The organism is Achromobacter aloeverae (assembly GCF_004121055.1).
Lineage (GTDB): Bacteria > Pseudomonadota > Gammaproteobacteria > Burkholderiales > Burkholderiaceae_B > Bordetella_C > Bordetella_C aloeverae.
This window is the reverse complement of the sequence record NZ_PYAL01000005.1, coordinates 213,610-239,636: the sequence shown is the minus strand read 5'-3', so window position 1 is coordinate 239,636 and position 26,027 is coordinate 213,610. Positions and strand designations below refer to the sequence as shown.

Below are 26,027 nucleotides of genomic sequence, written 5' to 3'. Positions count from 1 at the left end.
CTTATTTCTCTAGAACTTCGGCAAGCATGCGGGCGACGCCGCTTTCCCACGGGGGCAAGACCAGCCCAAAGGCTCGCGTAAGCTTGGTAGTGTCCAATCGCGAATTTTTCGGCCGCTGGGCTGCCGTCTTGTAGGCCGAGGTAGGAACAGCATCGACGGCATCAGCGGTCGCGCGCAAAACCAGGCCAAGTTCGCCGGCAGTATGCAGGACGAAGCGAGCGTAGGCATGCCAGGTCGTCACGCCCGCCGCAGCCAGATGGTAGACGCCCGACAAGGAAGCATCACGGCGATGCGATGCGACGGCCTGCGCAGTCACGTCGGCGATAAGGTCAGCGCCTGTTGGAGCCCCGAACTGGTCATTGATGACACTGAGACGGTCCCGCTCGCCTGCCAAGCGCAACATGGTCTTGGCGAAATTTCCACCCCGCGCGGCATAAACCCAGCTGGTACGAAATATCAAGTGGTGGCAACCGGACGCAAGGATCGCCGACTCGCCTGCCAGTTTACTGCTGCCGTACACGCTCAAGGGACCAGTGTGGTCGTCCTCCCGCCATGGCGTTTCTCCCGATCCGTCGAAAACATAATCGGTCGAATAATGGACGAGCAGCGCACCCGTTTTCGCGGCAGCGCGCGCCAATACGCCCGGCGCGTCACCATTAATCATCCGCGCCAAGTCCTCTTCGCTTTCCGCCTTGTCCACCCCGGTGTACGCCGCAGCATTGACGATGACGTCTGGAGCCACGACCTGGACCGTCCGCGCCAGGCCGTCGGCATCCGAGAGATCGCCGCACAGATCACCGCTGGTGGCGCGGCCAAGCGCCGTCACCTGCCCGAGCGGGGCGAGCGACCGTTGAAGCTCCCATCCAACCTGGCCATTGCACCCAAGCAACAATATTTTCACGAGTTCCGATCCGCGTAGTTTTTCTCGACCCATTGCAGATACGCGCCGCTCTGCACATTGGCGGTCCACTGGGTATTCTCCAGGTACCATGCCACCGTCTTCCGTATGCCCGTTTCAAAGGTCTCGGCCGGTTTCCAGCCAAGCTCCCTTTCCAGCTTGCGAGCATCGATGGCATAACGACGATCATGACCAGGACGGTCCTTTACGAACGCAATCTGTTCGGCGTAGGACAGACCATCGGTGCGCGGCTTCAACTCGTCGAGGATCCCGCAGATAGTTTTCACGACGTCCAAGTTGGGCTTCTCGTTCCAGCCGCCTACGTTGTATGTCTCGCCCACCTTGCCGCCCGCCAGCACCGCACGGATCGCCGCGCAGTGGTCCTTTACGAAGAGCCAATCCCGCACCTGTTGCCCGTCGCCATAGATGGGCAGGGGCTTGCCTGCGATGGCGTTGAGGATCACGAGGGGAATCAGTTTTTCAGGGAAATGGTAAGGGCCGTAGTTATTGCTGCAATTGGTCGTCAGCACCGGCAAGCCATAGGTATGGTGCCAGGCGCGCACCAGATGGTCGGACGCGGCCTTGCTGGCGGAATACGGACTATTCGGCTCGTAGGCGTTGCTTTCACTGAACGGCGGATCGTCCGCTTCCAGCGTGCCGTACACTTCATCGGTGGACACGTGCAGGAAGCGGAACGCTGCGCGCGCAGCTTCATCCAGCTCGTTCCAATAGCCGCGCACGCTTTCCAGCAGATTGAATGTGCCGACTACGTTGGTCTGAATGAATTCCCCTGGCCCATCGATCGACCGGTCCACGTGCGACTCCGCCGCGAAGTTGATCACCGCCCGCGGCTGGTGCGTGCGCAGCAACTCGCCGATGACCGCGCGGTCGCCAATATCCGCCTTGACAAAAAGATGCGCTGGATTTCCGTCGATGGACTTGAGCGTCTCCAGATTTCCGGCATACGTCAGTTTGTCGACGTTGATGACCGGTTCGCCGGACTGTGCCAACCAGTCCAGAACGAAATTGCCACCAATAAAACCGGCACCGCCGGTAACGAGTATCGCCATGGCTATAGCTTCTTGAAAAACGCCGCGGCAAAGAGCCCGACATTACCCATAAACGTCTGACGGAATACGCCAGACCGCTTCAAGCCGCACATGCGGCGTAGTGGCCCGCCGTCGCGAGCCGCCAGAAAAGCATCGAATGTTAGCCGGTTGGCCGGGGACAGGCGCGGAGAAATTCTGCGAATTCCCGCCATGTTCTCGTCTATCCATCCCCGCAATTGGCCATGCATGAGCAGGCGTATCCGCTGCAAGCGCGCGCCCCAACCGAGGTTTGAGCCTATCAGATTACCGCCATGCTGCCGGTAAAGGAGTGTGGGTTGCGGGTCGTACACCACCACACCGTCCGCCGCGCTGACCGCCACATAGGTCCACCAATCGTGGGCAACGACTCTCAGGTCCGGCCCGGCCGACACCAGCAGTTGCCGCGCTGCCTGGTTGAAAACCATGGTGTTTCCCCCACCGACATTCTGGACCAGGGCATTGCGGAAGCCAGGCGCCCGGGTAAACAACGGTGAAAAACCCAATTTACGGCCTTGCTCGTCGATCAACTGAGTGCGCGAGCAGTATAGCGTGGGCACTACGCGACCGTGAGTTTCCAGACGTTCCAACGCGCGCTGTAACTTTTCAGGATGCCAGATATCGTCCTGATCGGAATAGGAAAAATAGTCGCCCACGATTTCGGTACGGCAGACTAACGAAAGAAAGTTCGTCGCAAAACCTCGTCCCGGCCCTGAAACGACACGCAGGCGGTCGGCCCCCCAGCGCTGCCGATAGTGTTCGAGTATGCCGTGAGTTCCGTCGGTGGACCCATCGTCGGAGACCCATACCGTCCATTCCTGATGCGTCTGGGCAGCGATCGAGTCCAATTGCTCCGCCAAATAGCGTTCGCCGTTGTACGCGCAAAGCAACACGATGACATGGGGAGTGCCGCTATCGCGCAGCACGGTTTCGGTTCCCGCTGAAGACATTACTTGCATTCAGATTCGTCCACCTCTTTCTTCACCATCAGCCAACGTGGTGACGCGAAACGGACCAGGGTTCGATAAAGGCCCAGATAAACAATCGAAAAAAGTGCCGCAAAAGCCATCAGCACATATTCATACTGCCAGAAGCATACCGCGGGAATAACCGCGAGAGAGGAAAGTGCCCACAGGTACGGCGACGTCATGGCGTTGCGTTGCACCTTATCCTTGGCCTCGGTCGATCCGATCGCCCACCGCACCAGTCGCTTATAAACCAGCATATGCAGATGCACGCCGTCCGGCATACCGGGGGACCGGCCTCGCAGCCATCGTTTCCGATAAACAGAGAACAGTGTTTCAAATACCGGGTAGATACACAGGAGCAAAGGAAACCACGCCGACACGTCCGGATGACGATATAGCATTAATACCGAAAGCTCACCGATGAAAAAACCGATGAAATAAGCGCCGCCATCACCCAGGAATATCAAACCACGCGGGTAATTCCAAATCAGAAATCCACCTATCGCCCCTATCATTCCGACCGCGGCTACAACCAGCAGGCGGTCTCCGAGGTAATAGGAAACGTACGCCAGACCAGCGAGGATCATGACAGAAACCACGGCTGCCAGTCCGTTGTACCCGTCAATAATATTGATGGCATTAGCTGCTCCGCCCACGGCAATCATCGTGCATAGGAACGAGATAACCGTGAACTGCAGCAGCCAATCGACACCGATAATGTCGAGCCGCACCACCGCGGCACCGAGAAAAAAATATCCCAAGGCGCCGGCCGCCATGGCAAGAACCAGGCGTACACTCGCACGAACGTTTTTCGTGATGTCCTCGGTGAGACCGCCTACGAACGCCGGCAGGCTGGCGAGCATCAACAACAGAAGCTGCTTCAACAGAAACGGCTCGCGCCATGCCGCCACCGCACATACGAACAGCATCGCCACCAGAAGAGATACGCCGCCGACACGCGGTACGGGTCGCACGTGATACTTCTGGACACCAGTCATGTCATGATCAGCCGTATACCGCGCATGCCAATGTCCAAAGCGCAGCGTCAGCAGCGTAAATACGGCCGAAGCGATAAATGCGATTGACACATAAAGCATGAATGAACACCCACCCAGTACTATTCGAATATTGTAGGGCTGGTGCGAAACATTAAGAGACCGGCGCTCCTCGGAGCCCGCCGGACGTCATCAGCTATCATTACCCCATCAGATAGCAGGGCGATTTTACTTGTTTTTCGAGATACGTTGCCTGCCACCTTTACTTGCGCAATGTCACGGCTTCATGACCAAAAACCCCCGCTATTGCATTTTTTCCATATTGCTTAACGGATCTATCGGCCTGTTACCGGTCTTGCTGATGGCGACGTCCCAGGGCGGCAGCGCCCTGTTTTATGTCTCGCTGGTGGCCAGCCTGGCCGCCCTGGCCTGTCTGCCCGCCCCGCCGGACGGCAGTCTGGGGGGCTACAAGACGCTGGCGGCATGCCTGGCCGTCACGCTGGTGGCCGTGCTGGCCAGCCAGGCCGCGCACCATTTCGCTTCCGGCTCCGGTTCCGAGTTCGAGCGCGCCGGCCGCCTTGTCCTGGGCATGCTGGTCTGCCTGGCCGCCCTGCGCCGGCTGGACCCTCGCGACCTCCGCTATCCCCTCCTCGGTTTTGCCCTGGCCGGCTGGGTAGCCTCCGTTACCGTCGCAAAACTGGCCTGGGCCACCGGCGGCCGCCCGGAAACGGAGGAGTACAACGCAGTCGGCTACGGCAACCTGCTGCTCTTGTTCGGCGTTCTCGTCGTGTTTTCGCTTGGCTGGCGGCTGACCCGCCACTCGCGAACCGAAGCGGCCGTCAAGATCGTCACCGCCGTCGCCGCGTTCTATGGATTTGTCCTGACCCAGACGCGCACGGGGTGGATGGCCGTACCCGTGTTCATCCTGATCGGCGTGGCCCTGTTCGCCCACAAGGCGGGGCGTCGCAAGGCAATCGCCGCCTGTTTTATCGCCCTCGCCTTGGCCGCCGCCGTGGGCGCCAGCAGTTCCGCGCTGCGCCAGCGCGTCGAATTGGGCGTGACGGAATTGCACAAGTGCGAAATAGCGCCCTTGACCGACAGCTCCATGTGCATACGCCTGCAACTGTGGGGCGCCGCCTGGCGGATGTTCACGGAACAGCCGCTATTCGGCATCGGTGGCGGCAAACCCTTTGTCGCCCGCCTCCAGGCGGAAGAAGGCCGGGGCGTATCCACCTACGTCGCCCAGAACTTCGGCGAAGCGCACAGCGACCCGCTGTATACCCTCGCCACGACGGGTATCCTGGGTGGCATCGGCCTGCTGCTGGCCTACTTCGCCCCGGCCTGGATTTTTCTTAAGCGATTGATTCGCAATGGAATTCCCCAGGAGTACCGGGTGGCGGCGGCCATGGGACTCGCCTTCTGCCTGGGTTTCGCCATCTTCGGCCTGACCGAACTGATGTTCCGCGGCATGCGCACCGTCTCCTTCTATGCGGTCAGCGTGGCTTGGCTGCTTGCCGCGTCACATTCTGCAACCGTCCACTATGGACAACCCCATGGACGGAGCACCTGAACAGGTACAGAATGGCTGAAACTCCATAAAAAGGAGACAGCCATGCGCATTTCAGATGCTCAATGGATTCCGTCGACCCAGCATCAGACCTGGGAAGCGTTGACCACCTGTTCGGTTCTCCGGGAGTGCATTCCCGGCTGCGTGCAGGTGGAGTGCAGATCGCCGACGGAATATGCCTTTACCGTCAGGGCCAAGGTAGCCGGCCTGGGAGCAGACTACGAAGGCGAGGTTTTGCTTTCGGATGTCAACGCCCCCCACGGCTGTACGCTGGTCTTCGAAGGCAAGGGCGCGGCGGCCGGCCTGGCGATAGGCACCGCCCAGGTCAACCTGACGCCCAAGGACGAAGGCACCCGCCTGTCCTATACGGTGGCGGCGATGGCCGGCGGCAAGCTGGGCGAGATCGGTGAAGCGACGTTGATGAAAGCGGCGGAGAAGATCGTAGAGAAGTTCTTCGCGTCCTTCATCGACTATATGTCGCGGCAACCGCGCGTGGCTCCACCGCCGCCACCGCCGGAACCCGAGTCGCGCGGCCTGCGGAATTCGCCGTGGTCGTGGGCTGCGGTCATGGCGGTGGTGCTGGTGTTCGTCGGATACCACGCCTTCTTCACCTGAACATCGCAGGCTGTTTCACGGTTGGTTGATGCCACTTCCCTGCGAGGAGGCGGCCGGGCGGCCAACGGCCCGATGACCTGACCGGATTACTCGCGTAGCGCCACGCAACGGCCATGGCCGCCGACGTCCGGGTGATATGCTTGCGGCCCCAAGACCGTAAGTTCTGGCCCGCCATGCGTAGCCGCGATATTACCGACCTGCTCGTCCTGGCCGCCGTCTGGGGCGGATCGTTCCTGTTCATGCGCATGGGCGTGCCGGAGTTCGGCCCGGCAGCCCTGATCGCATTGCGCGTCGGCCTGGCCGCCCTGGCGCTTCTGCCCCTGTTGCTCTGGCAGCACAAGTTGCGCGTGCTGCTGCGCCATTGGAAGGCGATTTTGGTCGTCGGCACGTTCAACGCCACCCTGCCCTTCATTCTTTACGCCTATGCCGCCCAGCAACTAGGGGCCGGCTTCCTGTCCATTGCCAACGCCGTCACGCCGATGTGGGGCGCGGCCATAGGCTGGATCTGGCTGGGCGACCGCCTGCCAGCCTCGCGAGTAGCGGGAATGCTGCTGGGCCTGGCGGGCATCGTCGTCCTGGTCTGGGACAAGTTCCACTTCGACGCCGGCGGCAGCGGCCTTGCCGTCCTCGCCGCCCTGCTCGCTCCCGTCTGCTATGGCATCGCGGCCAATTGCACCAAGCGCTACCTGGCGGGTGTCGACGCCTTGACCAACGCCACCGGCAGCATGCTCGCTTCCGCGTTGACGCTACTGCCCTTCGCGATCTGGACCTGGCCGCATGAGCCGGTCTCCTTCCAGGCCTGGAGCGCCACCCTCTTGCTGGCGCTGGCCTGCACTGCCTTCGCCTACGTCCTGTTTTTCCGGCTTATCGCCAGCGTCGGACCGACCGGTGCGATTAGTGTGACGTTTTTGGTACCTATCTTCGGCGTGTTCTGGGGCGCGTTCCTTTTGGACGAAATCGTCACGCCCAACATGCTGGCAGGCGCCGCGGTCGTATTGGCCGGCACCGCGCTGGCATTGGGCCTGGTGAAGCTGCCCGCCCTGCGCTGACGTCGTGCACGGTTGCGGTGTGCCGACGTGCGGCACGCCGATATACCGCGTAATCTCACGATGGAAGACGTTATATGTTGTACGACCCCCTAGCCTGGTTCACCTGGGCCTGCATTTTCCTGGGTGCGGCATGTGTCTGGTTGCAGCCGCCTCGCTGGAGTATGCACGCAACGCTGTTGCTTGCCTGCGGCTATACGGCGGCGACCCTGGACCTGCTGCTGTCCTGGGAGGCCCTGGCCATACTGGCTGTGCTGTTCATCGCGGGCTGTGCGGTCCAGCCTCGCAGGCATCCTTCGCTACGCTTCTGCGGCCATGCCATCTATGTGGCGACAGCAGTCGCGCTGAGCATCCACGTGCTTCCGGGGTTCGATAACCCGATGGTGATCAACGCCATGCGCACTACGCCGGATGCCGCGCCTTTTACGATGTATTTGAATCTGGATAAACCGCTGGCCGGGTTCTGGATCGTACTAGCCCTCCCCTGGATGGCGTGCCGTCGGTTTTGGCGGCAAGCGTTTCCCGCGACGGGCCTGGCGCTGGCCCTGGCGGTCCCTATCTGCATGATCCTGGCAGTGGCGCTAGGGATGGTGCATTGGGCGCCCAAGATTCCGCCGTATTCATTGATCTGGATCTTGAATAATCTGCTGCTGGTTTGCGTGGCCGAGGAAGCGTTCTTTCGAGGTTATGTGCAAGGTGGGTTGTCGCGCTTGCTGGGCAACGGCGAACTGGCTCGCAACGGCGCGTGGATATTGTCCGCCGTGCTGTTCGGGTTCGCGCATTATGCGGGGGGATGGCGCTGGATGCTGCTGGCCGGCGTGGCGGGCCTGGCCTATGGACTGGCGTATCGCCGCGGCGGCTTGCGAGCGGCGGTGTTGACGCACTTCGGGCTGAACGCCGTGCATTTCTTCTTTTTCACTTATCCCGCATTGCAGATGCCCCCGACACAGTAGACCTGCCTTTGATGGCGCCTGCGCGGGGGCCGACTCACACTCGTTCGAACACCCCCGCCGCCCCCATCCCCGTCCCGACGCACATCGTCACCATCCCGTACTTCAACTGCCGGCGCCGCAAGCCATGCACCAGCGTGGCCGCGCGGATGGCGCCGGTGGCGCCCAGGGGATGGCCCAGGGCGATGGCGCCGCCCAGCGGGTTGACCTTGTCCGGATCCAGGCCCAGGTCGCGCATGACGGCCAGCGACTGCGCGGCGAACGCCTCGTTCAGTTCTATCCAGTCGATCTGGTTCAAGGACAGGCCGGCCTGCGCCAATGCGGCGGGAATGGCGACGCGCGGGCCTATGCCCATGATGTCCGGCGCGACGCCGCGCACCGCGCAGCCCACATAACGGGCCAGCGGCGTCAGGCTGTGGTCGCGCACGGCGCGTTCGGATGCCAGCAAAAGCACGGCCGCGCCGTCCGAGGTCTGTGAACTGTTCCCCGCGGTGACGCTGCCGCCCGCGGCGAAGACGGGCTTGAGGCGGCCCAAGGCCTCGGAGGAGGTATCCTCGCGCGGCCCTTCATCGCGCGAGAACGCAATGCCCGCCTGTACGGGCAAGCCCGTGCCCATGGACAGGTCGGGGGCGCGCAGCGTAACGGGCACGCTCGTAATCTCGTCATCGAATTCGCCGTTCTTCTGCGCATCCAACGCACGCTGATGCGAACGTAACGCGAACGCGTCCTGGTCTTCGCGCGACACCTTCCACTGGCGCGCCACCCGCTCGGCGGTCAGGCCCATGCCGTAGGCGATGCCGATGTTCTCGTCCTCCGCGAACACGGACGGCGAGAAGGACGGCGCGTACCCCATCATCGGCACCTGGCTCATGGATTCCGTGCCGCCGGCCAGCATGACGTCGGCCTCGCCGACGCGGATGCGGTCCGCCGCCAGCGCGATGGCGCTCAGCCCCGACGCGCAGAAGCGATTCACGGTCATGCCCGCGACGGTATCGGGCAAGCCAGCCAGCAACACGGCCAGGCGCGCGACGTTCAAGCCTTGCGAGCCTTCGGGCCGCGCGCATCCGATCACGGCGTCCTGGATGGCGGCTGGGTCCAGCGTCGGCGCCTGTGCCAGCGCCGCGCGTATGACGTGCGCCAGCAAATCATCGGGACGCACCGTGCGCAGCGCGCCACGCGGCGCCTTGCCGACCGGCGAGCGGGTCGCCGCAACGATATAGACATCCTGCAAAGTGCGAGACATGGTATTCCTCGATTTTTCTATCAACGATAGTGCTATCGCACGTGTCGGCGCTCCCCATCGCCTGGACCAGGCCGCAATAACCGCCCTCAGTTGCGCACCGGCTTGCCCGTCTTGAGCATGCCGGCAATGCGCTCCTGCGTCTTGGGCTGGCCCAGCAAGCGCAGGAAGGCGCGGCGCTCCTGCGCCAACATCCATTCCTCGTCCACCAATGATCCAGGATCCACGTCGCCGCCGCAGATGACTTCCGCGACCGCGAGCCCAAGCTCGTAGTCGTAGGCCGAGACGAAGCCGCCATCGCGCATGTTCACCAGCTGCGCCGTCAGCGTCGCGATGCCGTCACGTCCCGCCACCGGAAAGGGCTGCGGCAAGGGCGGACGCCAACCGGCATCGGCCAAGGCGCCCGCCTGCTGCAAGGCGGCGTGGAGCAAGGCATCGGGATGCGGCACGATGGGATCGCTTTCGCGCAGATAACCGATATCGCGCGCCTCCAGGGCGGAACGCGAGACTTGCGCGGTGGCGACCGCCTGGGCGAATTTCTGTACGAACCACAACAGCGGCGCGTCGGGCGCGCTCGCCGCACGTAATTCGGCAGCGCGGCGCGCGCAGTAGGCCAGGCCACCCGCGCCCGGCACCAGCCCGACGCCGACTTCGACCAGGCCGATGTAGGTTTCCATGTGCGCGACTCGCGCCGACGCATGCACGGCGATCTCGCAACCGCCGCCCAAGGCCAATCCCGCCAATGCAACGACGGTCGGCACCTGCGCGTTGCGCATGCGTTGAGCCACGCGCTGCAAGTCGCGCTCCATGGGTTCGATGGCGGCAGCCCCGCCCTGCATGAAGGCCGGCAGCATGGCCTGCAGGTCGGCACCGGCGGAGAACGGCTCCCCGTCCTGCCAGACGACGAGGCCACGGTAGCTATGCTCGGCCAGGTCGATCGCCCGCAACAGCCCCGCCGTCACGGCGGGACTGATGGTATGCATCTTGGTCTTGAAGGACGCGATGAGCACGTCGCCCCGACCCGGCGCGGGCGCGGTCCACAAGCGGATGTCGGCATCCTCGTACACCGTGTCTCCCAGCAGCGCCCCGGCCTCCGTCGCTTCGCCGAACATCAAGGGGGGCGCCAAGTGCGCGGCGTAGACCGGCAGCTTGCGCCGCGCCTGGAATTCGCCACGCGATGGATTCCACGAGCCGGCGGGCGTGTGCACGCCGCCCGCCTGCGCCACGGGCCCTTCGAATACCCAAGCCGGCAAGGGCACGGCCGCCAGGGCATGTCCCTGGTCGATATCCTCCTGTATCCAGCGCGCCACCTGCAACCAGCCTGCCGCCTGCCAGACCTCGAAAGGCCCCTGCGCATGGCCGAAGCCCCAGCGCATGGCCTGGTCCAGGTCGCGCGCGTTATCCGCGATATCGGCCAGGTGCACGGCGGCGTAATGGAAGGTGTCGCGCAGCAAGGCCCACACGAAGCGCGCCTGCGGATGGTCGCAAGCGCGCAGGGCCTGCAAGCGCCCCACGGGATCGCGCTGCGCCAGCGCGGCGGCGACCGCGTCGTCCAGCCGCGCATCGGCCGGCACGTAGTCGCGGGTTTGCGGATCCAGGCGCAGGATGGCCTTGCCCGCCTTGCGATAGAAGCCCGCCCCCGCCTTCTGTCCCAGCGCGCCGTTGCGCAGCAATTCGGCCAGCACGGGCGGCGTGGCGAACGCCGGGTGGAAGGGATCGTCGGGCAGGCCGTCCTGCATGGTGCGCATGACGTGCGCCAAGGTATCCAGGCCCACCACGTCCGCCGTGCGGAAGGTGCCGGACTTGGCGCGCCCCAGCCGCTTGCCGGTCAGCTCGTCGACCATGTCGTAGGTCAGGCCATGACGATCGGCTTCCACCATGGCCGCCATGATGCCGAACACGCCGATGCGATTGCCGATGAAATTGGGCGTGTCCTTCGCGCGCACGACGCGCTTGCCGAGGCCGGCCACCAGGAAGGTCTCCAGGCGATCCAGCAGTTCGGGCGCCGTGCGCGGCCCCGGTATCAACTCGACCAGCGGCATGTAGCGCGGCGGATTGAAAAAGTGCACGCCGCAGAAACGGGGCTGGATGTCTTCGGGCAGGCTTGCGGACAGCGCGCCCAGCGACAGGCCCGACGTATTGCTGGCCAGCGTGGCCCGCGGCCCCAAGGCCGGCAGGATCAGCCGGTAGAGCTGTTCCTTCCAATCCAGGCGTTCGGCAATTGCTTCGATCACCAGGTCGCACTCATGCAGGCGGTCCAGGTGCTCGTCGTAGTTGAGCGGTTCGATATGCCGCGCCAGCGCGGGCAGCGCCAGCGGTGCGGGATTCAGCCTGGCCAGCCCGGTCACGGCCTTGCGCGCGACGGCGCTGCGGTCGGCGCCCTGAGCCGGCAAGTCATACAACAGCACCGGGAAACCGGCATTGACGCAGTGCGCGGCGATCTGCGCGCCCATCACGCCGGCGCCCAGCACGGCAATCTTGCGTATGCGCCCCAACGAGGGCGCGACGGCGGGTTCGACGGGGGGGTTCTTCGCTGTCTCCATGCCTTTCTCTCCTGCGGCGTCCCTGCGATCCGCGGGGCGCATCATGCATTCATCGTCGGTGCATAGCTCGGTCAAGAACCAGCATAACGCGACGCGTGCGTCCTTGTCCGCCGGGCGAGCCCGAGTGTGCCAGAGTGAGTCCGAGTGGCCCGGGCAAGCCCATGGGCCAACCCCAAGCCTCAATAACGTCCCGTTTGCCCCGTCAGGGCCACGCCCAACCGCAGCAGCGTATAGGACACCGTATCCACGCAACGGCGCAGCCACCCGCGCCGCGCATACTCGACGCTGCGCACCAGCCGGCCGCCACGCGCGATCTCGGCCTCCAGGCGCTTATGCAGTTCGTCCGAGAAACCCGCATCGTCGACTACGACGTTGGCCTCGCGCGCCAGCAGCAGGCTGAAGGGATCCAGGTTGGACGACCCCACCGTCGCCATGTGATCGATGACCGCCACCTTCGCATGGAGAAAGCTGGGCATGTATTCGTAGATTTCGATGCCGGCGCGCAGCAGTTCTTCATACAGCGCATGCGTGGCGTAGTACTGCATGCGGTATTCGATCTTGCCCTGCAACACCAGGCGCACCCGCACGCCGCGCGCGGCGGCTCGCGCCAATGCCTTGCGAAAGCGGACGCCGGGAAAGAAGTATGCGCTGGCGATGAGGATCTCGTGGCGCGCGCGGGCGATGCCGTACAGATACGCACGTTCGAAGGTATTGCGGAAACGCAGGTTGTCGCGCAGCACCAGCGCGGCGCGCAAGGGCCCGGCGGGCGGCTGCGCCGGCGCGTTGGCCGGCCGCTTGAGGCGACGCCACTGCGTCGGCCGCCGCCACTTGCGAGGATCGCGCCGCACCGACGCCCAGTTCAACCGCACCCATAGCAGGTCCTGCGCGTGCACGGCGTAGGAAACCAGCGGGCCTCGCACCTCCACGGCAAAATCGAAGCGCGGATTCGCGGCGATTTCCTCCGTCAACGCCACGTCGTCGTAGTCGTCCTCGATGTTGATGCCGCCGATGAACGCGACCTCGGCATCGACGACGGCCACCTTGCGGTGCAGGCGACGCAGGCGGCTGCGCGAAAACAGCAGGCGCTTGATCCAATGCGGCTCCGGCCGGAAGATGCGGCAGTCGCCGCCCGCCGCCTTGATGCGCGCGGCCACCGCCTCGCCGGTTTCCAGGCTGCCGAATCCATCGACCACCACGCGCACCTGCACCCCGCGGGCCGCCGCGCGTTCCAGCGCTTCCAGGACCTGGCGGCCGGTGCGGTCCAGCGTGAAGATATAGGTCTCCAGGTGTACGCTATGGCGCGCGTCGTCGATGGCCTCGCACAACGCCGGAAAGAAATCCGCGCCGTTCATCAGCAGGCGGATGGCGTTGCCCTCCGTCCAGTCCAATCGCAGGGCGCGGGCGGTCACGGAAGTTCCAGTTCGGTCAGCAAGGGAGCATGGTCGGACAGGCGAGACCAGGCGCGGCCGCGCAGGACACGCGCGCTGCGCACGGCAAAGCCGCGCTGGTAGATCCGGTCCAGCCGGAACCAGGGGAACACGGCGGGAAATGTGCGCGGGGGCGGCGCGATGCGGTAGTTGCCGTCCATCGACACCAGGTTGTGGCGTTCCAGCATGGCCAGGCTGTTGGGAACCCCGCGCAGCACATTGGTCAGGCGCCGCATGGAATCGCGCAGGCGCGGGATGTCGCCGCCGTGCGAACGCGGCGCGTGCGAGAACACTTCATAGACGCCCAGGCGCTGGACGAACAGCGGCGACAGGCGGTCGCCCCAGTCGTTGAAATCGCCGGCGATGAGCATGGGCGCGCCCGCGGGCACCAGGCGGTCGATGCGATCGGTCAACGCCAGGATCTGCCGTTCGCGGCTACCCGCGAACAAGCCCAGGTGAACCACGAAGCAGTGCACGTCATAGCCCTTGATGCTCACCCGCGCATGCAGCAGGCCGCGCTGCTCCATGCGGTGATCGGAGATATCCTGGTTCTCGTGGTCGAGGATGGGGTAGCGCGACAGCAGCGCGTTGCCATGATCCGTGGCGCTGCGTATCGCATTGCGGCCGTAGCACACTTCCATGCGCAGGGCCGCGCCCAGGGACATGTGCTGCGCATCGATGACGCTGCGGCTGTCATTGCGGCCCTGCACTTCCTGCAGGAAGACCAGGTCCGGGCGCAGGCCGTAAAGGCCCAGGCGCAATTCCTTGAGCGAATCGCGCGCGCCCAGCGCCGACTTGCCCTTATGGATGTTGTAGCTGACGACGCGCAGTATCGACATGATGCGTGGACAGTACTCCAGGAGCGGCCGCCTTGGGGGAACGAGCCCCGTGCCTCCGACGGCTGTGCGAAACACAGGTATAAAACAAGCGCGGCGCCCGTGGAAGCTCCAGCAGGCGCCGCGTCCCGGTATTCATGCTACCGAGATTACCGCAATTATTTGACTTCGGCGTTGCGCAGGCGGATATGCAGTTCGCGCAACTGCTTCTCGTCGACCGCGGACGGGGCCTGCGTCAACAGGTCCTGGGCGCGCTGGGTCTTGGGGAAGGCGATGACGTCGCGGATCGAGTCGGCGCCGGTCATCATGGTGCAGATGCGGTCCAGGCCGAACGCGATGCCGCCATGCGGGGGCGCGCCATATTGCAGGGCGTCGAGCAGGAAGCCGAATTTCTCGCGCGCTTCCTCGGCGCCGATCTTCAGCGCGCGGAACACCTTGCTCTGGACTTCCTCGCGGTGGATACGGACCGAGCCGCCGCCGATTTCCCAGCCGTTGAGCACCATGTCATAGGCTTTCGCGTAGGCCTTGCTGGGATCGCTCTCCAGGAAGTCCTCGTGGCCGTCCTTCGGGCTGGTGAAGGGGTGGTGCGCGGCGGTGTAGCGGGCGTCTTCCTCGTCGTACTCGAACATCGGGAAGTCGACCACCCACAGCGGGCGCCAGCCGGCCGTGAAGAGGCCCGTGGACTTGCCGAATTCGCTGTGGCCGATCTTGATGCGCAGCGCGCCGATGGCGTCGTTGACCACCTTCTCGCGGTCCGCGCCGAAGAAGATGATGTCGCCGTCCTGGGCGCCGGTGCGCTTGATCAGTTCAGCCAGCGCCGCGTCATGGATGTTCTTGACGATGGGCGATTGCAGGCCGTCGCGGCCCTTGGCCACTTCGTTGACCTTGATCCAGGCCAGGCCCTTGGCGCCGTAGATGCCGACGAACTGGGTGTAGCTATCGATTTCGCTGCGCGACAGGGCCGCGCCGCCCGGCACGCGCAGGGCGACCACGCGGCTGCCCGGTGCGGTGGCGGCCGAGGCGAAGACCTTGAAATCGACGTCGCGCATGATGTCGCCGATATCGGTGAATTCCAGCGATACGCGCAGGTCGGGCTTGTCCGAGCCATAGCGGCGCATGGCTTCGGTCCACGTCATCGTGGGGAAAGGATCCTGCAGGTCGACGTTCTGCACCACCTTGAACACGTGGCGGATCATGCCTTCGAAGATTTCACGGATTTCGAACTCGTTCAGGAACGAGGTTTCGCAATCGATCTGGGTGAATTCCGGCTGGCGATCGGCGCGCAGGTCTTCGTCGCGGAAGCACTTGGTGATCTGGTAATAGCGGTCGAAGCCCGACACCATCAGCATCTGCTTGAACAGCTGGGGCGACTGCGGCAGCGCGAAGAACATGCCGGGGTTGACGCGCGACGGCACCAGGTAGTCGCGGGCGCCTTCAGGCGTGCTCTTGGTCAGCATGGGGGTTTCGATATCGATGAAGCCCAGGCCGTCCAGGAACTTGCGCACTTCGATGGACACGCGGTAGCGCAGCATCAGGTTGCGCTGCATTTGCGGGCGGCGCAGGTCCAGCACGCGATGCGTCAGGCGCGTGGTTTCCGACAGGTTGTCGTCGTCCAGCTGGAACGGCGGGGTCACCGAAGCGTTGAGGATTTCCACTTCCTTGCACAGCACTTCGACTTCGCCCGACGCCAGTTCGGCGTTGGCGGTGCCTTCCGGACGCAGGCGCACCAGCCCCGTGACCTTGATGCAGAACTCGTTGCGCAGGCGCTCGGCCGTGGCGAAGGCGGCGTTATCCGGATCGAACACGATCTGTGCCAGGCCCGCACGGTCGCGCAGGTCGATGAAAATCACCCCGCCGTGGTCGCGGCGGCGGTTTACCCAGCCGAACAGGGTAACGGTCTGACCGAGGTGGTCACGGCAAACCTGGCCGGTGTAGCAGGTACGCATGCGGGAAAACTCCGTTATTAACTTTGTTGGGGCGTCACGAAGGAAACGTCACGATGTAGGGGGCCGTTCCGGGGCGCCTGTTTATTGCGCGGGATCCGCGGGCCTGTCGTCATTGCCGGGCCGGCGCACGCCAGGCGCGGTGGGAATGACGCCAGGCGGCACGGGGGGCGGCGTATTCGCGGCGGCGGGCGGCGGCGGCGCCACGACACCCATGGAAACCACGTACTTCAGCGCGGCATCCACGCTGATGTGCAAGTCGATGACGTCGCTGCGCGGCATCATCAGGAAAAAACCGGATGTCGGGTTGGGCGTAGTGGGAATGTAGACACTGACGTGCTCGCCTTGCAAGTGCTCCGCCACCTCACCGCTGGGCGTCCCTGTCAGGAAGGCGATGGTCCACGAACCGTGGCGCGGGTACTGGATCAGCACGGCCTTGCGAAAGGCTTGCCCGTTGGGCGCCAGCACGGTATCGCTGACCTGCTTGACCGAGTTGTAGATGGAGCGCACCAACGGAATGCGGCCGACGATTTTTTCCCACTGCTCGACCAGGGTGCGGCCCAGCAGGTTGGCGGCGAACACGCCCGTCAGCAGGACCACGACGATCACCAGCACGAAGCGAAAGCCCGGGATATCCAGTCCGAACAGGGATTCCGCCGACAGGAAATTGGGGACGAACCCCTCCAGCGTGGCCACGAGCACGCCCAGCACCCAGACCGTGATGACCAGGGGCACCCAGATCAGCAGGCCGGTGATGAAGTATTTCTTGAAGACGCGCATCGACATCGCGGTCGTCAGGAGGCGGAGGGCGTGGCGGCGGGCGCCGAGGCCGGGGCGGCCGCCGGCGCTGCGGCCGGGGTCGCTGCCGGAGCGGCGCTGTCGGCCGCCGGGGCCGCATCGTCCTTCTTGCCGGCCGGGGCGGCACCGCCGCTGGGCGCGTTGCCGCTGCCGTTATTGCGGAAATCCGTCACATACCAGCCCGAGCCCTTGAGCTGGAAGCCGGCGGCGGTGACCTGCTTGGCATAGGCGCTGGCCCCACATTCAGGGCAGACCGTGAGCGGTGCGTCGGAGATTTTCTGCAGGACGTCCTTGGCAAAACCGCAGGCGCCGCACTTGTAAGCGTAGATGGGCATGTTTCGAACCCCAGGGCACCGGCACAAAAAAATCGCTCGCGCTATTCCAGGACACAACTCCCGGAACCGCGGCGAGGCCGGCAAAAAAAAGCGGGAAAGTCTTGAATTTTAACGTATTGAAGGCCCCCCGTATTGCGGGGTGGCGGGCGCTGCGGGAGGCAGCGCCGGCCGGGGACGCTGGATACGCCGGCCGGGTCGGTTGGACGGCCCCTAGGTCATGCCCCGACGCCGGCATCCTCCAGCATCATCGCGGCGCCCTTTTCGGCGATCATGATGGTGGGCGAATTGGTGTTGCCCGACGTGATGGTCGGCATGATGGACGCATCGATGACGCGCAGCCCCTGCACGCCCCGCACCCGCAGGCGCGGATCGACGACCGCGCGGTCGTCCACGCCCATCTTGCACGTTCCCACGGGATGGAAAATGGTCGTGCCGATGTCGCCCGCCACGCGCATCAGGTCCGCATCGCTATGAAATTCCACGCCGGGCCGGTATTCCTCCGGCTTGTAGCGCGCCAGCGCCGGCTGCGCGACGATGCGGCGGGTCAGCCGCACGCTGTCGGCGGCCACGCGGCGGTCCTCCGGCGTCGACAGGTAGTTGCATTGGATATGCGGATGATCCTGCGCCGACGGCGAGACGATGCGCACATGGCCGCGGCTGGTCGGCCGCAGATTGCATACCGACGCCGTGAAGGCGGGAAAGGCGTGCAAGGGATCGCCGAATTTCTCCAGCGAGAGCGGCTGCACGTGGTATTCGACGTTGGCGCGGGTTTGCTCCGGCCCGGAGCGCGCGAAGGCGCCCAGCTGCGACGGCGCCATGGTCAACGGTCCGCGCTTGGCGGCGACGTATTGCAAGCCCATCAGGGCCTTGCCCCACAGGGTGCCGGCGATGGCGTTCAGCGTCTTGGCGCCCGTCACCTTGTAGACCAGGCGCAGTTGCAGGTGATCCTGCAGGTTCTCGCCCACGCCCGGCAGGTCCTGCACCACCGGAATACCCAGGTTCTGCAACGTGGCGGCGGGACCGATGCCCGATACCTGCAGCAGTTGCGCCGACCCGATCGCGCCGGCCGACAGCACGACCTCGGCGCGCGCCAGCGCCACCCGGTCGCGCCCGTCCTCGCCATGGAAGTGCACGCCCTCGACACGGCGGCCGGAGAAGGCCAGCCGGGTGACGCGCGCGCCCGTCACCACTTTCAGGTTGGAACGATGGAAGACGGGGCGCAGGAAGGCGCGCGCGGCGCTCCAGCGCACGCCGCGGCGCTGGTTGACGTCGAAATAGTCGCAGCCCTCGTTGTCGCCCCGGTTGAAGTCGCGTATGGGCGGGATGCCGGCCTGCTCGGCGGCGGCGCGGAAGGCGTCCAGCAGGCGCCACGACAGGCGTTGGCGTTCGACTCGCAACTCGCCGCCCTTGCCATGGTAGGCATTGGCGGCGCCATGGTAGTCCTCGCAACGGGTGAAGTAAGGCAGCACGTCACGCCAGCCCCAGCCGGTATTGCCCGCGGCGGCCCAGCCATCGTAGTCCGCCGCCTGGCCACGCATGTAGATCATGCCGTTGATGGAAGAACTGCCGCCCAGCACGCGGCCGCGCGGATAGCCCAGGGCGCGGCCGTTCAAGCCCGGATCGGGCTGGGTGCGATAACACCAGTCCGTGCGGGGATTGCCTATGCAATAGAGATAACCGACCGGGATATGGATCCAGCGCCAGTCATCGGGACCGCCGGCTTCCAGCAAGAGCACGCGGATATTCGGGTTGGCCGTCAGGCGATTGGCCAGCAGGCAGCCGGCCGAACCGGCGCCGACGATGATGTAGTCGAATGTCCAGCCCGTGCTGGCGACCGGTTCATCTTCATAGGCGTTACTACTCATCTGGTCTCCTCGGTCCCGCTCGTGGCGGCGGGTCCAGCCGTTTTTAGACGACTTGCACGCCGAGGGCAAGTCCATGCCGTGGAAGACAGAACACTGCGCAATACCGTGCAAAGGAAGGCAATCCGCACCGCCACGGGCCGCCCGTCGCGCCCCGCAATGGCGCGGAGACAGGGGAGTCCGGCATCGCGATGCCTCCACCATGCCAGGCGCGTCCCCCTGCGTCATTCCCCGGGCAGCGCGGCTACGGTCTCCTCCAACGTCCGCAACAGGGCCGGGTCCGGCGCCGCCAGCGGCGCGCGCACCGCGCCGTCGAAACCATGCAGCCGGCCCAGCAAGGCCTTCACCGGACCCGGATTGGGTTCGGCGTACAGCAGCCGGATCACCGGAGCCAGCGCGTGGAAGACATCGCGCGCACGATCCAGGCGTCCCGCCGCCACCGCGTCGTAGAGCGCCACGTACAGATCGGGCCGCACATGGGCCGACGCGGCGATGACCCCGCGGCCGCCCAGGCACAAGGTGGTCAGGGCCTGCAGGTCCTCGCCCGCCAGCACCGCCAGCCGACCGTCGGCGATCAATGCGATGGTCTTGTCCAGCGATCCGCCGCAATCCTTGATGGCCGCGATATTGGGATGCTCCGCCAGCCGCAGCAGCGTCGCCAGTTCCAGCGCCACGCCGGTTCGATAGGGAATGTCGTAAAGGACCAACGGCACCGGCGCCGCGTCCGCCAGCGCCCCGAACCAGTCCAGCAGCCCCGCCTGGCTCGGGCGGATGTAGTACGGCGCGGTGGCCAGCAGGCCGGCGATGGGCCGCGAACCCCATTCGCGGGCGCGCGCCTGCACTTGGCGCAGGTTGTTGCCGGCCACGCCCATGACGACGGGCACGGCGCCCGACTCGGCCAGGATGGTGTCCAGCACCGCCCCCTGCTCGGCCGGGTCCATGGCGGCGGCTTCGGCGGTGGTGCCGCAGGCGATCAGCCCATGCACGCCGGCGCGGCGATAGTGGCGCACCAGGCGGCGCAGCGCGGGGTGGTCAACCTCGTGGTCGACGAAAGGCGTAACCAACGGCACCCAGATGCCGTGGAAAGGGTCTTGCGGCTGGACGTAGAACATGGCGATTCCTTCTTGCATGAAGACCGGGAAAAGTCCGCAAGAAGCGCCACGGGGGGAGTAAAGCTTGCTGCCCTGTCGCCGCCGCCCTGCTGCTGGCCGCTGGCTGTTCCGTCGCTCTTCTGACGGAACAGCGCTCCGGTCAGACGAGCGGCTGTTTTTTGGCTTTTTTCAGGCTGGCCAGGCGTGCGTCAGCGCTGCCATGGGCAGGGCGGACGAGAGCGAGGTCAGCGTGAAGAGACATGGGGGGCGTGGTTGCGCCGTTACCGGCGCGGATTGGTGTCTGCGGATATTACCCAGCGTTTCCCAGGCTGTCCAGGTAGACGCGGCACAAGGCTTCCATGCCCACGCGATCCGCTTCGTCGAAACGGCCGGGCACCGGACTGTCCACGTCCCAGACGCCGATGAGCCGATCGCCCAGCACCAGCGGCACCACGATTTCCGAGCGGGAAGCCGCATCGCAGGCGATGTGGCCCGGGAAGGCGTGGACGTCCGGCACCACCTGGGTGCGGCGCTGGCTGGCGGCGGCGCCGCAGACGCCGCGCTCAAGCGCGATGCGCACGCAGGCCGGATTGCCGTGGAAGGGCCCGAGCACCAGTTCGCGGCCGTCGAAGAAATAGAAGCCAGCCCAGTTCAGGTCCGGCAAGGTGCGATAGACCAGCGCGGCAAGGTTGGCGGCGTTGGCGATGCGGTCGTGCTCGCCGTCCAGCAGCGCGCGCGCCTGCGCGGTCACTTCGGCGTACAGGCCGGCTTTGTCCTGGGTGGTGGGGGTGGCGATGGTGAACATGGGGGATGGCGATTGCGCGACAGGTGCGGCACAGGCGGCGGGCGGCCCGCCGGACGAAAGACGCCGGAAGAAACACGCCGAACGAAGGAAAATGCCACTTTACGCCAAGTCGGGCATCGGCCGCGCTACCGGGGATAAAGAGAGGGGAAAGAGCAAGGGACGGCGGGGACGGACCAGGCGCCCCTGTTGCAGGCGTTTTTTTCTAAAAGTGGGACAATGCTCGTTCGCCGCCCGTGGGGCGGCCGGTTGATTGCACCGTATTGCTTTTGTTCTTTTGAGCCTAAGACCTATCCATGGACAAGCCTTTCGAACCCGAATGTTCCTTTTCTGAACGCGCCACCCAACTGACCAGCTCGGCCATCCGCGAGATTCTCAAGGTAACCGAGCGTCCGGACGTCATTTCCTTCGCGGGCGGCTTGCCGGCCCCGAGCGGATTTCCGGTGGATGTCGTACGGGCAGCCTTCGACAAGGTACTGGTTTCGAACGGCCGGTCGGCCCTGCAATACGGCCCGACCGAAGGCTACGCGCCGCTGCGCGCCTGGGTCGCCAACGACCTGAACAGCAAGGGCGCCAAGGTCGCGCCGGAAAACATCCTCATCGTGTCCGGCTCGCAACAAGCCCTGGACCTGCTGGGCAAGGTGCTGGTGGACAAGGACAGCAAGGTGCTGGTGGAGACCCCCAGCTACCTGGGCGCCCTGCAGTCGTTCAGCCTGTACCAGCCGCGCTTCGTTTCCGTGGCCTCGGACGAGGGCGGCCTGGTGCCGGAAGCCCTGACCGAATCGAATGCCAGCGGCGCGCGCTTCCTCTATGCGCTGCCCAACTTCCAGAACCCGACCGGCCGCACCCTCAGCCGCCAGCGCCGCGAGACCCTGGTCACGCGCGCCGCCAGCCTGGGCCTGCCGGTGGTCGAGGACGACCCCTATGGCGAACTGCGCTATGCCGGCGAGCCCGAGCCCAGCCTGCTGTCGCTGGCCGCCGACGCCGGCGCGCATGTGATACGCATGGGTTCGTTCTCCAAGGTGCTGGCGCCCGGCCTGCGCCTGGGCTACATCGCCGCCTCGCGCAAGCTGATCGACAAGCTGGTGCAGGCCAAGCAGGCCACCGACCTGCACACCGCCACGCTGACGCAGATGGCCGTGTATGAAATCGTCAAGGACGGCTTCCTGGACACCCATCTGCCCACCGTGCGCGAACTCTATCGCCAGCAATGCGACTACATGCTGGACGCGCTGCAGAAGGAATTCCCGTCGTCGGCCACCTGGACGCGCCCGGAAGGCGGCATGTTCATCTGGGTCACGCTGCCCGAAGGCATCGACACCAACCAACTGCTGCAAAAGGCCATCGAGGAGAAGGTCGCCTTCGTGCCCGGCGAACCGTTCTACGCCAACGCGCCGGCGCCGCGCAACACGCTGCGCCTGTCCTTCGTCACGGTGCCGGAAGACAAGATCCGCAGCGGCGTGGCGATCCTGGGCCGTCTGATCAAGGCGCAGCTGGCGTGACGATGGCGCGGCAATCATCCAGCCATATCGATCTGAATGACATCGTTTTCGATGACTGGGTGGCGCGCTGGTTGCCCCTTTCATGGGGCCCCTATGCGCGGCTATGCCGGCTGGACCGGCCCATCGGCACCTGGCTGACCCTGCTGCCGGCGCTGGCCGCGCTGGGGCAGGCGGCCGCCGGTTGGCCGGACCTGGCGCGCCTGGTGGTGTTCTCGCTCGGCGCCCTGCTGATGCGGGGCATCGGCTGCACGCTGAACGATATCTTCGATCGCGACATCGACAAGCACGTCGAACGCACGCGCTATCGGCCGTTGACCAGCGGGCAGCTGACCCTGCGCCAGGCGCTGTGGTTTCTGCTGGCCCAATTGGCGGTGTGCGCTTCGCTGCTGTTCTTCATCAACCCCATGAGCCGCTGGCTGGCCGTGGCGCTGCTGCCCATCGTGGTGATCTACCCGCTCTGCAAGCGCTTCACGTATTGGCCGCAGGCCGTGCTGGGCGTGTGCTTCAACTGGGGCATGCTGATGGCCTGGTCGGACACGCGCGGGGTGGTGCCCTGGGGCGCGATCGCGGTGTATATCGGCACCATCGCCTGGCAGATCGGCTATGACACGATCTACGCGTACATCGACGTACGCGACGATCGCCGCCTGGGCCTGCATTCCACCGCGCTGCGCTTCGGCGAAGCCGGCAAGACCTGGGTGGGCGCGTTCTACGTGGCCACGATGGCGCTGTGGACGGTCGGCGGCTGGGCCGTCGGCATGGGCTGGCCGTATTACGCCGGCATGGCCTTGATCGCGATCCACCTGGCCTGGCAGCTGCTGCGCTTCGACGTGCGGCGTCCCGAACTGGGACTCGGCTTGTTCCGCGCCAATCTCTGGGTGGGCGTGATGCTGGTCGCGGCGTCGGTGGCGGGCGGCCTGGCGGCGTCAGTGACGGCCTGATTGCCGGCGGCGCCGGCTTCATCGAATCCGCCGGATCGATGGCGGCGCCCAGGCGCCCTCCACCGCCGCGTTATCCGGCCAGTAGAGACGCAGGACCAGCGAGAAGTGGCCGCTTTGCGGCGACGGCAGCCAATTGCGCACGCGGTCTTCCAGGGGCGTTTCATATTGCAGATAGATCGTCGCCGTTCCATCGGCGGCCATATTGATCCTGTCGCGGGCGCGCACCGCGTAGCGGTTACCCATGTTGTCGAGCAAGGCCTCCCGGTCGTTATACAGCGTGACGGTCCAGAATCCCCGCACCGGTGGCTGCTGCAACCGTTCGAAGCGCAGCTCGTAGCGAAAGGAGCCGTCCAGCTGCCGGCCTTCGCTATCGGTATCGGCGCGCGCCTGTATCAAGTCCTCGCTCAAGGGGACGACCCAGGCCTGGCGCATCGACCGCGCGCGCAACGCATAATCGGTACCGTAGGTGCCACGCCGCTTCATGGGCATGACCAGGCCGGCATTGCCGACGCGCGGTTCCGGCCCCGATCGCACGCGCGCCTGCCCGGCCTGCACGCCCTCGTTGACGGCGGCCTGTAGCACCGCGGGCAGGCGCGCGAACTCGAAGCGGCTGCCGGGCACGATGCCCAGCCGGCGCAGGCGCTGCAATATCGGCGTGTCGTTGTCATGCGGCGGATAGCGACCCGCCAGCTCGGCGAAAGCCGCGAAATAATCCGCTGCGCTCATGCTCGCCACCTGCTCCACCGGTGGCGTGCGCGGGAGGGCCACGTTATACGTGCCGGGGGACGGCGATGCGCCCTTCTTGCGCCAGGCGGACAGGGGCGTGGCCAGGAAGCCCGCCTGGAAGGCCTGCGCGGCGGCCAGGTCCGCGCTCCCTGCCAACGCGATGCGCACGTGCAGCCAACCGCTGGGAGTGGGTGCGCGCAGCACCTCGACGCCGCGCGGCAGCGTGCCGCGCCAGTCCCGCGCGGCGATGGCATAGGCCTGCGGCCCTCCGGGCGTGGTGCGCGTGCCCGGCGCCGCGAAGACATCGGACCACATATCCGCCGCCATCATCATGAAGTAGCGTCCTTGCGCGTCGGGCACCTCGATGATCAGCGGCTCACGCGCCACGTCGAACCACAGGGATGACCACAGCACGTCGGCATCCGGCGTGGAGCCGATGCCGTGCAGCAGCGCCTCGGGCAAGCGGGACATATGCGTGTAGCGGTTGACCGGCGCGCCCTCGCCCAGCCGCGTATCGGGCTCGACGATGTTGGTCTGGATGCGACGCGCGGTCTCCATCACCAGCATGGGGTAGGCGTAGAGATAGCCATCGGCCGCGATGGCCCGCGCCTCGCCGGGGTCCAGGATGGCGGCCTGCTGGGCATGCGCGCCGCCGGCAAGCCATCCCGTCAGGCACGCCAGTACCAGCCCTAGCGAAGCGCGGCGCCAGTTCATGCGGTATCCACCTTTAGCCACGCCTCGCGCGCGGTCCGAAAAAAATTTTAACGAGGCGTTCCTACCGCCGTACTTGGCTAAAGGAGGTAGAAAGGGATGGGAAACGACGGATGGGTCGACGACGCCGGCGCACGCGGCCGCGCGCCATCAGTGGAACGCGGACGCCCCGCGCTCGGTCCGCCGGGCTGCATGACGCAATGCACCAAGACCGCGCATACCGCACTAGAATGGAGCGCTTCGAGCCATCAGGAAAAAGGTTTGCCCATGTATCCCACCGCAGCCAGTGGCGCTCCGACCCCCGCCGCCCGCAAGCCCATCACCCTTGCCCAATTGCAGGCGATGTACAAGCAAGGCGAGAAAATCGCCATGCTGACCTGCTATGACGCCAGCTTCGCGGCGCTGCTGGACCAATGCGGCGTGGACATCCTGCTGATCGGCGACTCGCTGGGCAATGTGATCCAGGGCCAGGCGTCGACGCTGCCCGTCACGCTGGAGCACATCGTCTATCACACCCAATGCGTGGTGCGCGGCAACCGCAGCGCGTGGGTGCTGGCGGACCTGCCCTGGAACAGCTACCAGGAATCGCCGGCGCAAGCCTATGCCAGCTCGGCGGCCCTGATGGCGGCCGGCGCCCACATGATCAAGATCGAGGGCCTGGACCAGCGCTCATCGTGGTTCACCGACACCATCGCCTTCCTGGCCGAGCGCGGCGTGCCGGTGTGCGCCCATATGGGACTGACGCCGCAATTCGTGCATGCCCTCGGCGGCTACCGCGTGCAGGGCAAGGATGAAGCCAGCGCGGCCCACCTGAAGCAGCAGGCGCGTGCCGCGCGCGATGCCGGCGCCGCCATGCTGCTCTATGAAATGGTGCCCGCCGCACTGGCCGCTGAAATCACCGCGGAAGTGGGCATCCCCACCATCGGCATCGGCGCGGGCGCCGACTGCTCGGGCCAGGTGCTGGTGCTGCACGACATGCTGAATGTCTTCCCGGGCCGCAAGGCGCGCTTCGTGCGCAACTTCATGGAAGGCGCCGACAGCATCCAGGCAGCGGTCGCCGCCTATGTGCGCGCGGTCAAGGACGGCAGCTTCCCGGCGCCCGAACACGCCTATTGATCCATGCGCCTTGCGGCTGCGCGGGCCTGG

At 65.4% G+C, this 26,027-nt stretch carries 22 protein-coding genes; 7 read left to right on the top strand and 15 right to left on the bottom strand.

Going from position 1 to position 26,027, the window contains the following annotated elements:
* Position 1 precedes the first annotated feature (1 nt).
* The 4 genes from rfbD to C7R54_RS17830 are packed head-to-tail and all read right to left on the bottom strand — an operon-like array spanning position 2 to position 4,048.
* A complete protein-coding gene (gene rfbD / locus C7R54_RS17845) occupies positions 2-901 on the bottom strand; it encodes a dTDP-4-dehydrorhamnose reductase (protein ID WP_129151775.1) in 900 nt (299 codons plus the stop codon).
* Positions 898-1,968 (bottom strand): dTDP-glucose 4,6-dehydratase, encoded by a 1,071-nt coding sequence (rfbB, locus tag C7R54_RS17840; protein WP_129151774.1) that lies wholly within the window; start codon positions 1,966-1,968, stop codon positions 898-900. Before rfbB ends, rfbD begins: the two co-directional genes overlap by 4 nt.
* A 2-nt stretch (positions 1,969-1,970) precedes the next feature.
* Entirely contained in the window at positions 1,971-2,942 is a 972-nt protein-coding gene (locus C7R54_RS17835; protein ID WP_240039587.1) for a glycosyltransferase family 2 protein, read from the bottom strand.
* Entirely contained in the window at positions 2,933-4,048 is a 1,116-nt protein-coding gene (locus tag C7R54_RS17830) for an MraY family glycosyltransferase (RefSeq protein WP_129151773.1), read from the bottom strand. Before C7R54_RS17830 ends, C7R54_RS17835 begins: the two co-directional genes overlap by 10 nt.
* A 259-nt stretch (positions 4,049-4,307) precedes the next feature.
* Here C7R54_RS17830 and C7R54_RS17825 point away from each other — a divergent pair, with 259 nt between their 5' ends.
* From C7R54_RS17825 to C7R54_RS17810, 4 genes are all read left to right on the top strand, one after another.
* Positions 4,308-5,516, top strand: coding sequence for an O-antigen ligase family protein (locus C7R54_RS17825; protein WP_129151772.1), 1,209 nt, complete (start codon positions 4,308-4,310; stop codon positions 5,514-5,516).
* Between the two features lie 42 nt (positions 5,517-5,558).
* Positions 5,559-6,128, top strand: coding sequence for an SRPBCC family protein (locus C7R54_RS17820; protein WP_129151771.1), 570 nt, complete (start codon positions 5,559-5,561; stop codon positions 6,126-6,128).
* A gap of 173 nt (positions 6,129-6,301) precedes the next feature.
* A complete protein-coding gene (locus C7R54_RS17815; RefSeq protein WP_129151770.1) occupies positions 6,302-7,177 on the top strand; it encodes a DMT family transporter in 876 nt (291 codons plus the stop codon).
* Between the two features lie 74 nt (positions 7,178-7,251).
* Positions 7,252-8,127: a CPBP family intramembrane glutamic endopeptidase gene (locus C7R54_RS17810; RefSeq protein WP_129151769.1), complete on the top strand. Its 876-nt coding sequence runs from the start codon at positions 7,252-7,254 to the stop codon at positions 8,125-8,127.
* A 34-nt stretch (positions 8,128-8,161) separates the two neighbouring features.
* Here C7R54_RS17810 and C7R54_RS17805 read toward each other — a convergent pair whose 3' ends face one another.
* From C7R54_RS17805 to C7R54_RS17760, 10 genes are all read right to left on the bottom strand, one after another.
* Entirely contained in the window at positions 8,162-9,367 is a 1,206-nt protein-coding gene (locus tag C7R54_RS17805; protein WP_129151768.1) for an acetyl-CoA C-acyltransferase, read from the bottom strand.
* An 86-nt stretch (positions 9,368-9,453) separates the two neighbouring features.
* Entirely contained in the window at positions 9,454-11,907 is a 2,454-nt protein-coding gene (locus C7R54_RS17800) for a 3-hydroxyacyl-CoA dehydrogenase/enoyl-CoA hydratase family protein (protein ID WP_129151767.1), read from the bottom strand.
* 179 nt (positions 11,908-12,086) lie between these two features.
* The gene (gene clsB, locus C7R54_RS17795; protein WP_129151766.1) at positions 12,087-13,316 is read right to left on the bottom strand and encodes a cardiolipin synthase ClsB; all 1,230 of its coding nucleotides are present in this window, start codon (positions 13,314-13,316) and stop codon (positions 12,087-12,089) included.
* Positions 13,313-14,173, bottom strand: coding sequence for an endonuclease/exonuclease/phosphatase family protein (locus C7R54_RS17790; protein ID WP_129151765.1), 861 nt, complete (start codon positions 14,171-14,173; stop codon positions 13,313-13,315). Before C7R54_RS17790 ends, clsB begins: the two co-directional genes overlap by 4 nt.
* A 155-nt stretch (positions 14,174-14,328) precedes the next feature.
* Positions 14,329-16,116: an aspartate--tRNA ligase gene (gene aspS, locus C7R54_RS17785; protein WP_129151764.1), complete on the bottom strand. Its 1,788-nt coding sequence runs from the start codon at positions 16,114-16,116 to the stop codon at positions 14,329-14,331.
* A gap of 81 nt (positions 16,117-16,197) precedes the next feature.
* On the bottom strand, positions 16,198-16,893 hold the full coding sequence (locus tag C7R54_RS17780) for a DUF502 domain-containing protein (protein WP_192903696.1): 696 nt from the start codon (positions 16,891-16,893) through the stop codon (positions 16,198-16,200).
* 14 nt (positions 16,894-16,907) lie between these two features.
* The gene (locus C7R54_RS17775; protein ID WP_129151762.1) at positions 16,908-17,246 is read right to left on the bottom strand and encodes an FmdB family zinc ribbon protein; all 339 of its coding nucleotides are present in this window, start codon (positions 17,244-17,246) and stop codon (positions 16,908-16,910) included.
* 215 nt (positions 17,247-17,461) lie between these two features.
* Positions 17,462-19,111 carry a GMC family oxidoreductase gene (locus tag C7R54_RS17770; RefSeq protein WP_129151761.1) on the bottom strand — a complete coding sequence of 550 codons (1,650 nt, stop codon included), beginning with the start codon at positions 19,109-19,111 and terminating at the stop codon, positions 17,462-17,464.
* Between the two features lie 221 nt (positions 19,112-19,332).
* Positions 19,333-20,238, bottom strand: a complete 906-nt coding sequence (gene dapA, locus C7R54_RS17765; protein ID WP_240039586.1) for a 4-hydroxy-tetrahydrodipicolinate synthase — start codon at positions 20,236-20,238, stop codon at positions 19,333-19,335.
* 271 nt (positions 20,239-20,509) lie between these two features.
* Positions 20,510-21,004: a GAF domain-containing protein gene (locus C7R54_RS17760; RefSeq protein WP_129151760.1), complete on the bottom strand. Its 495-nt coding sequence runs from the start codon at positions 21,002-21,004 to the stop codon at positions 20,510-20,512.
* 293 nt (positions 21,005-21,297) lie between these two features.
* Here C7R54_RS17760 and C7R54_RS17755 point away from each other — a divergent pair, with 293 nt between their 5' ends.
* Positions 21,298-22,503, top strand: coding sequence for an aminotransferase-like domain-containing protein (locus tag C7R54_RS17755; protein WP_129151759.1), 1,206 nt, complete (start codon positions 21,298-21,300; stop codon positions 22,501-22,503).
* A gap of 2 nt (positions 22,504-22,505) precedes the next feature.
* Complete coding sequence (ubiA, locus tag C7R54_RS17750; RefSeq protein WP_129151758.1) at positions 22,506-23,444, top strand: 4-hydroxybenzoate octaprenyltransferase; 939 nt, start codon at positions 22,506-22,508, stop codon at positions 23,442-23,444.
* 18 nt (positions 23,445-23,462) lie between these two features.
* Here the strand turns inward: ubiA and C7R54_RS17745 are convergent, their stop codons facing one another.
* Positions 23,463-24,884 carry a DUF1254 domain-containing protein gene (locus C7R54_RS17745; RefSeq protein WP_129151757.1) on the bottom strand — a complete coding sequence of 474 codons (1,422 nt, stop codon included), beginning with the start codon at positions 24,882-24,884 and terminating at the stop codon, positions 23,463-23,465.
* 264 nt (positions 24,885-25,148) lie between these two features.
* Between C7R54_RS17745 and panB the strand changes: the two genes are divergently transcribed.
* Positions 25,149-25,997, top strand: coding sequence for a 3-methyl-2-oxobutanoate hydroxymethyltransferase (gene panB / locus C7R54_RS17740; protein ID WP_129151756.1), 849 nt, complete (start codon positions 25,149-25,151; stop codon positions 25,995-25,997).
* Positions 25,998-26,027: the final 30 nt, after the last annotated feature.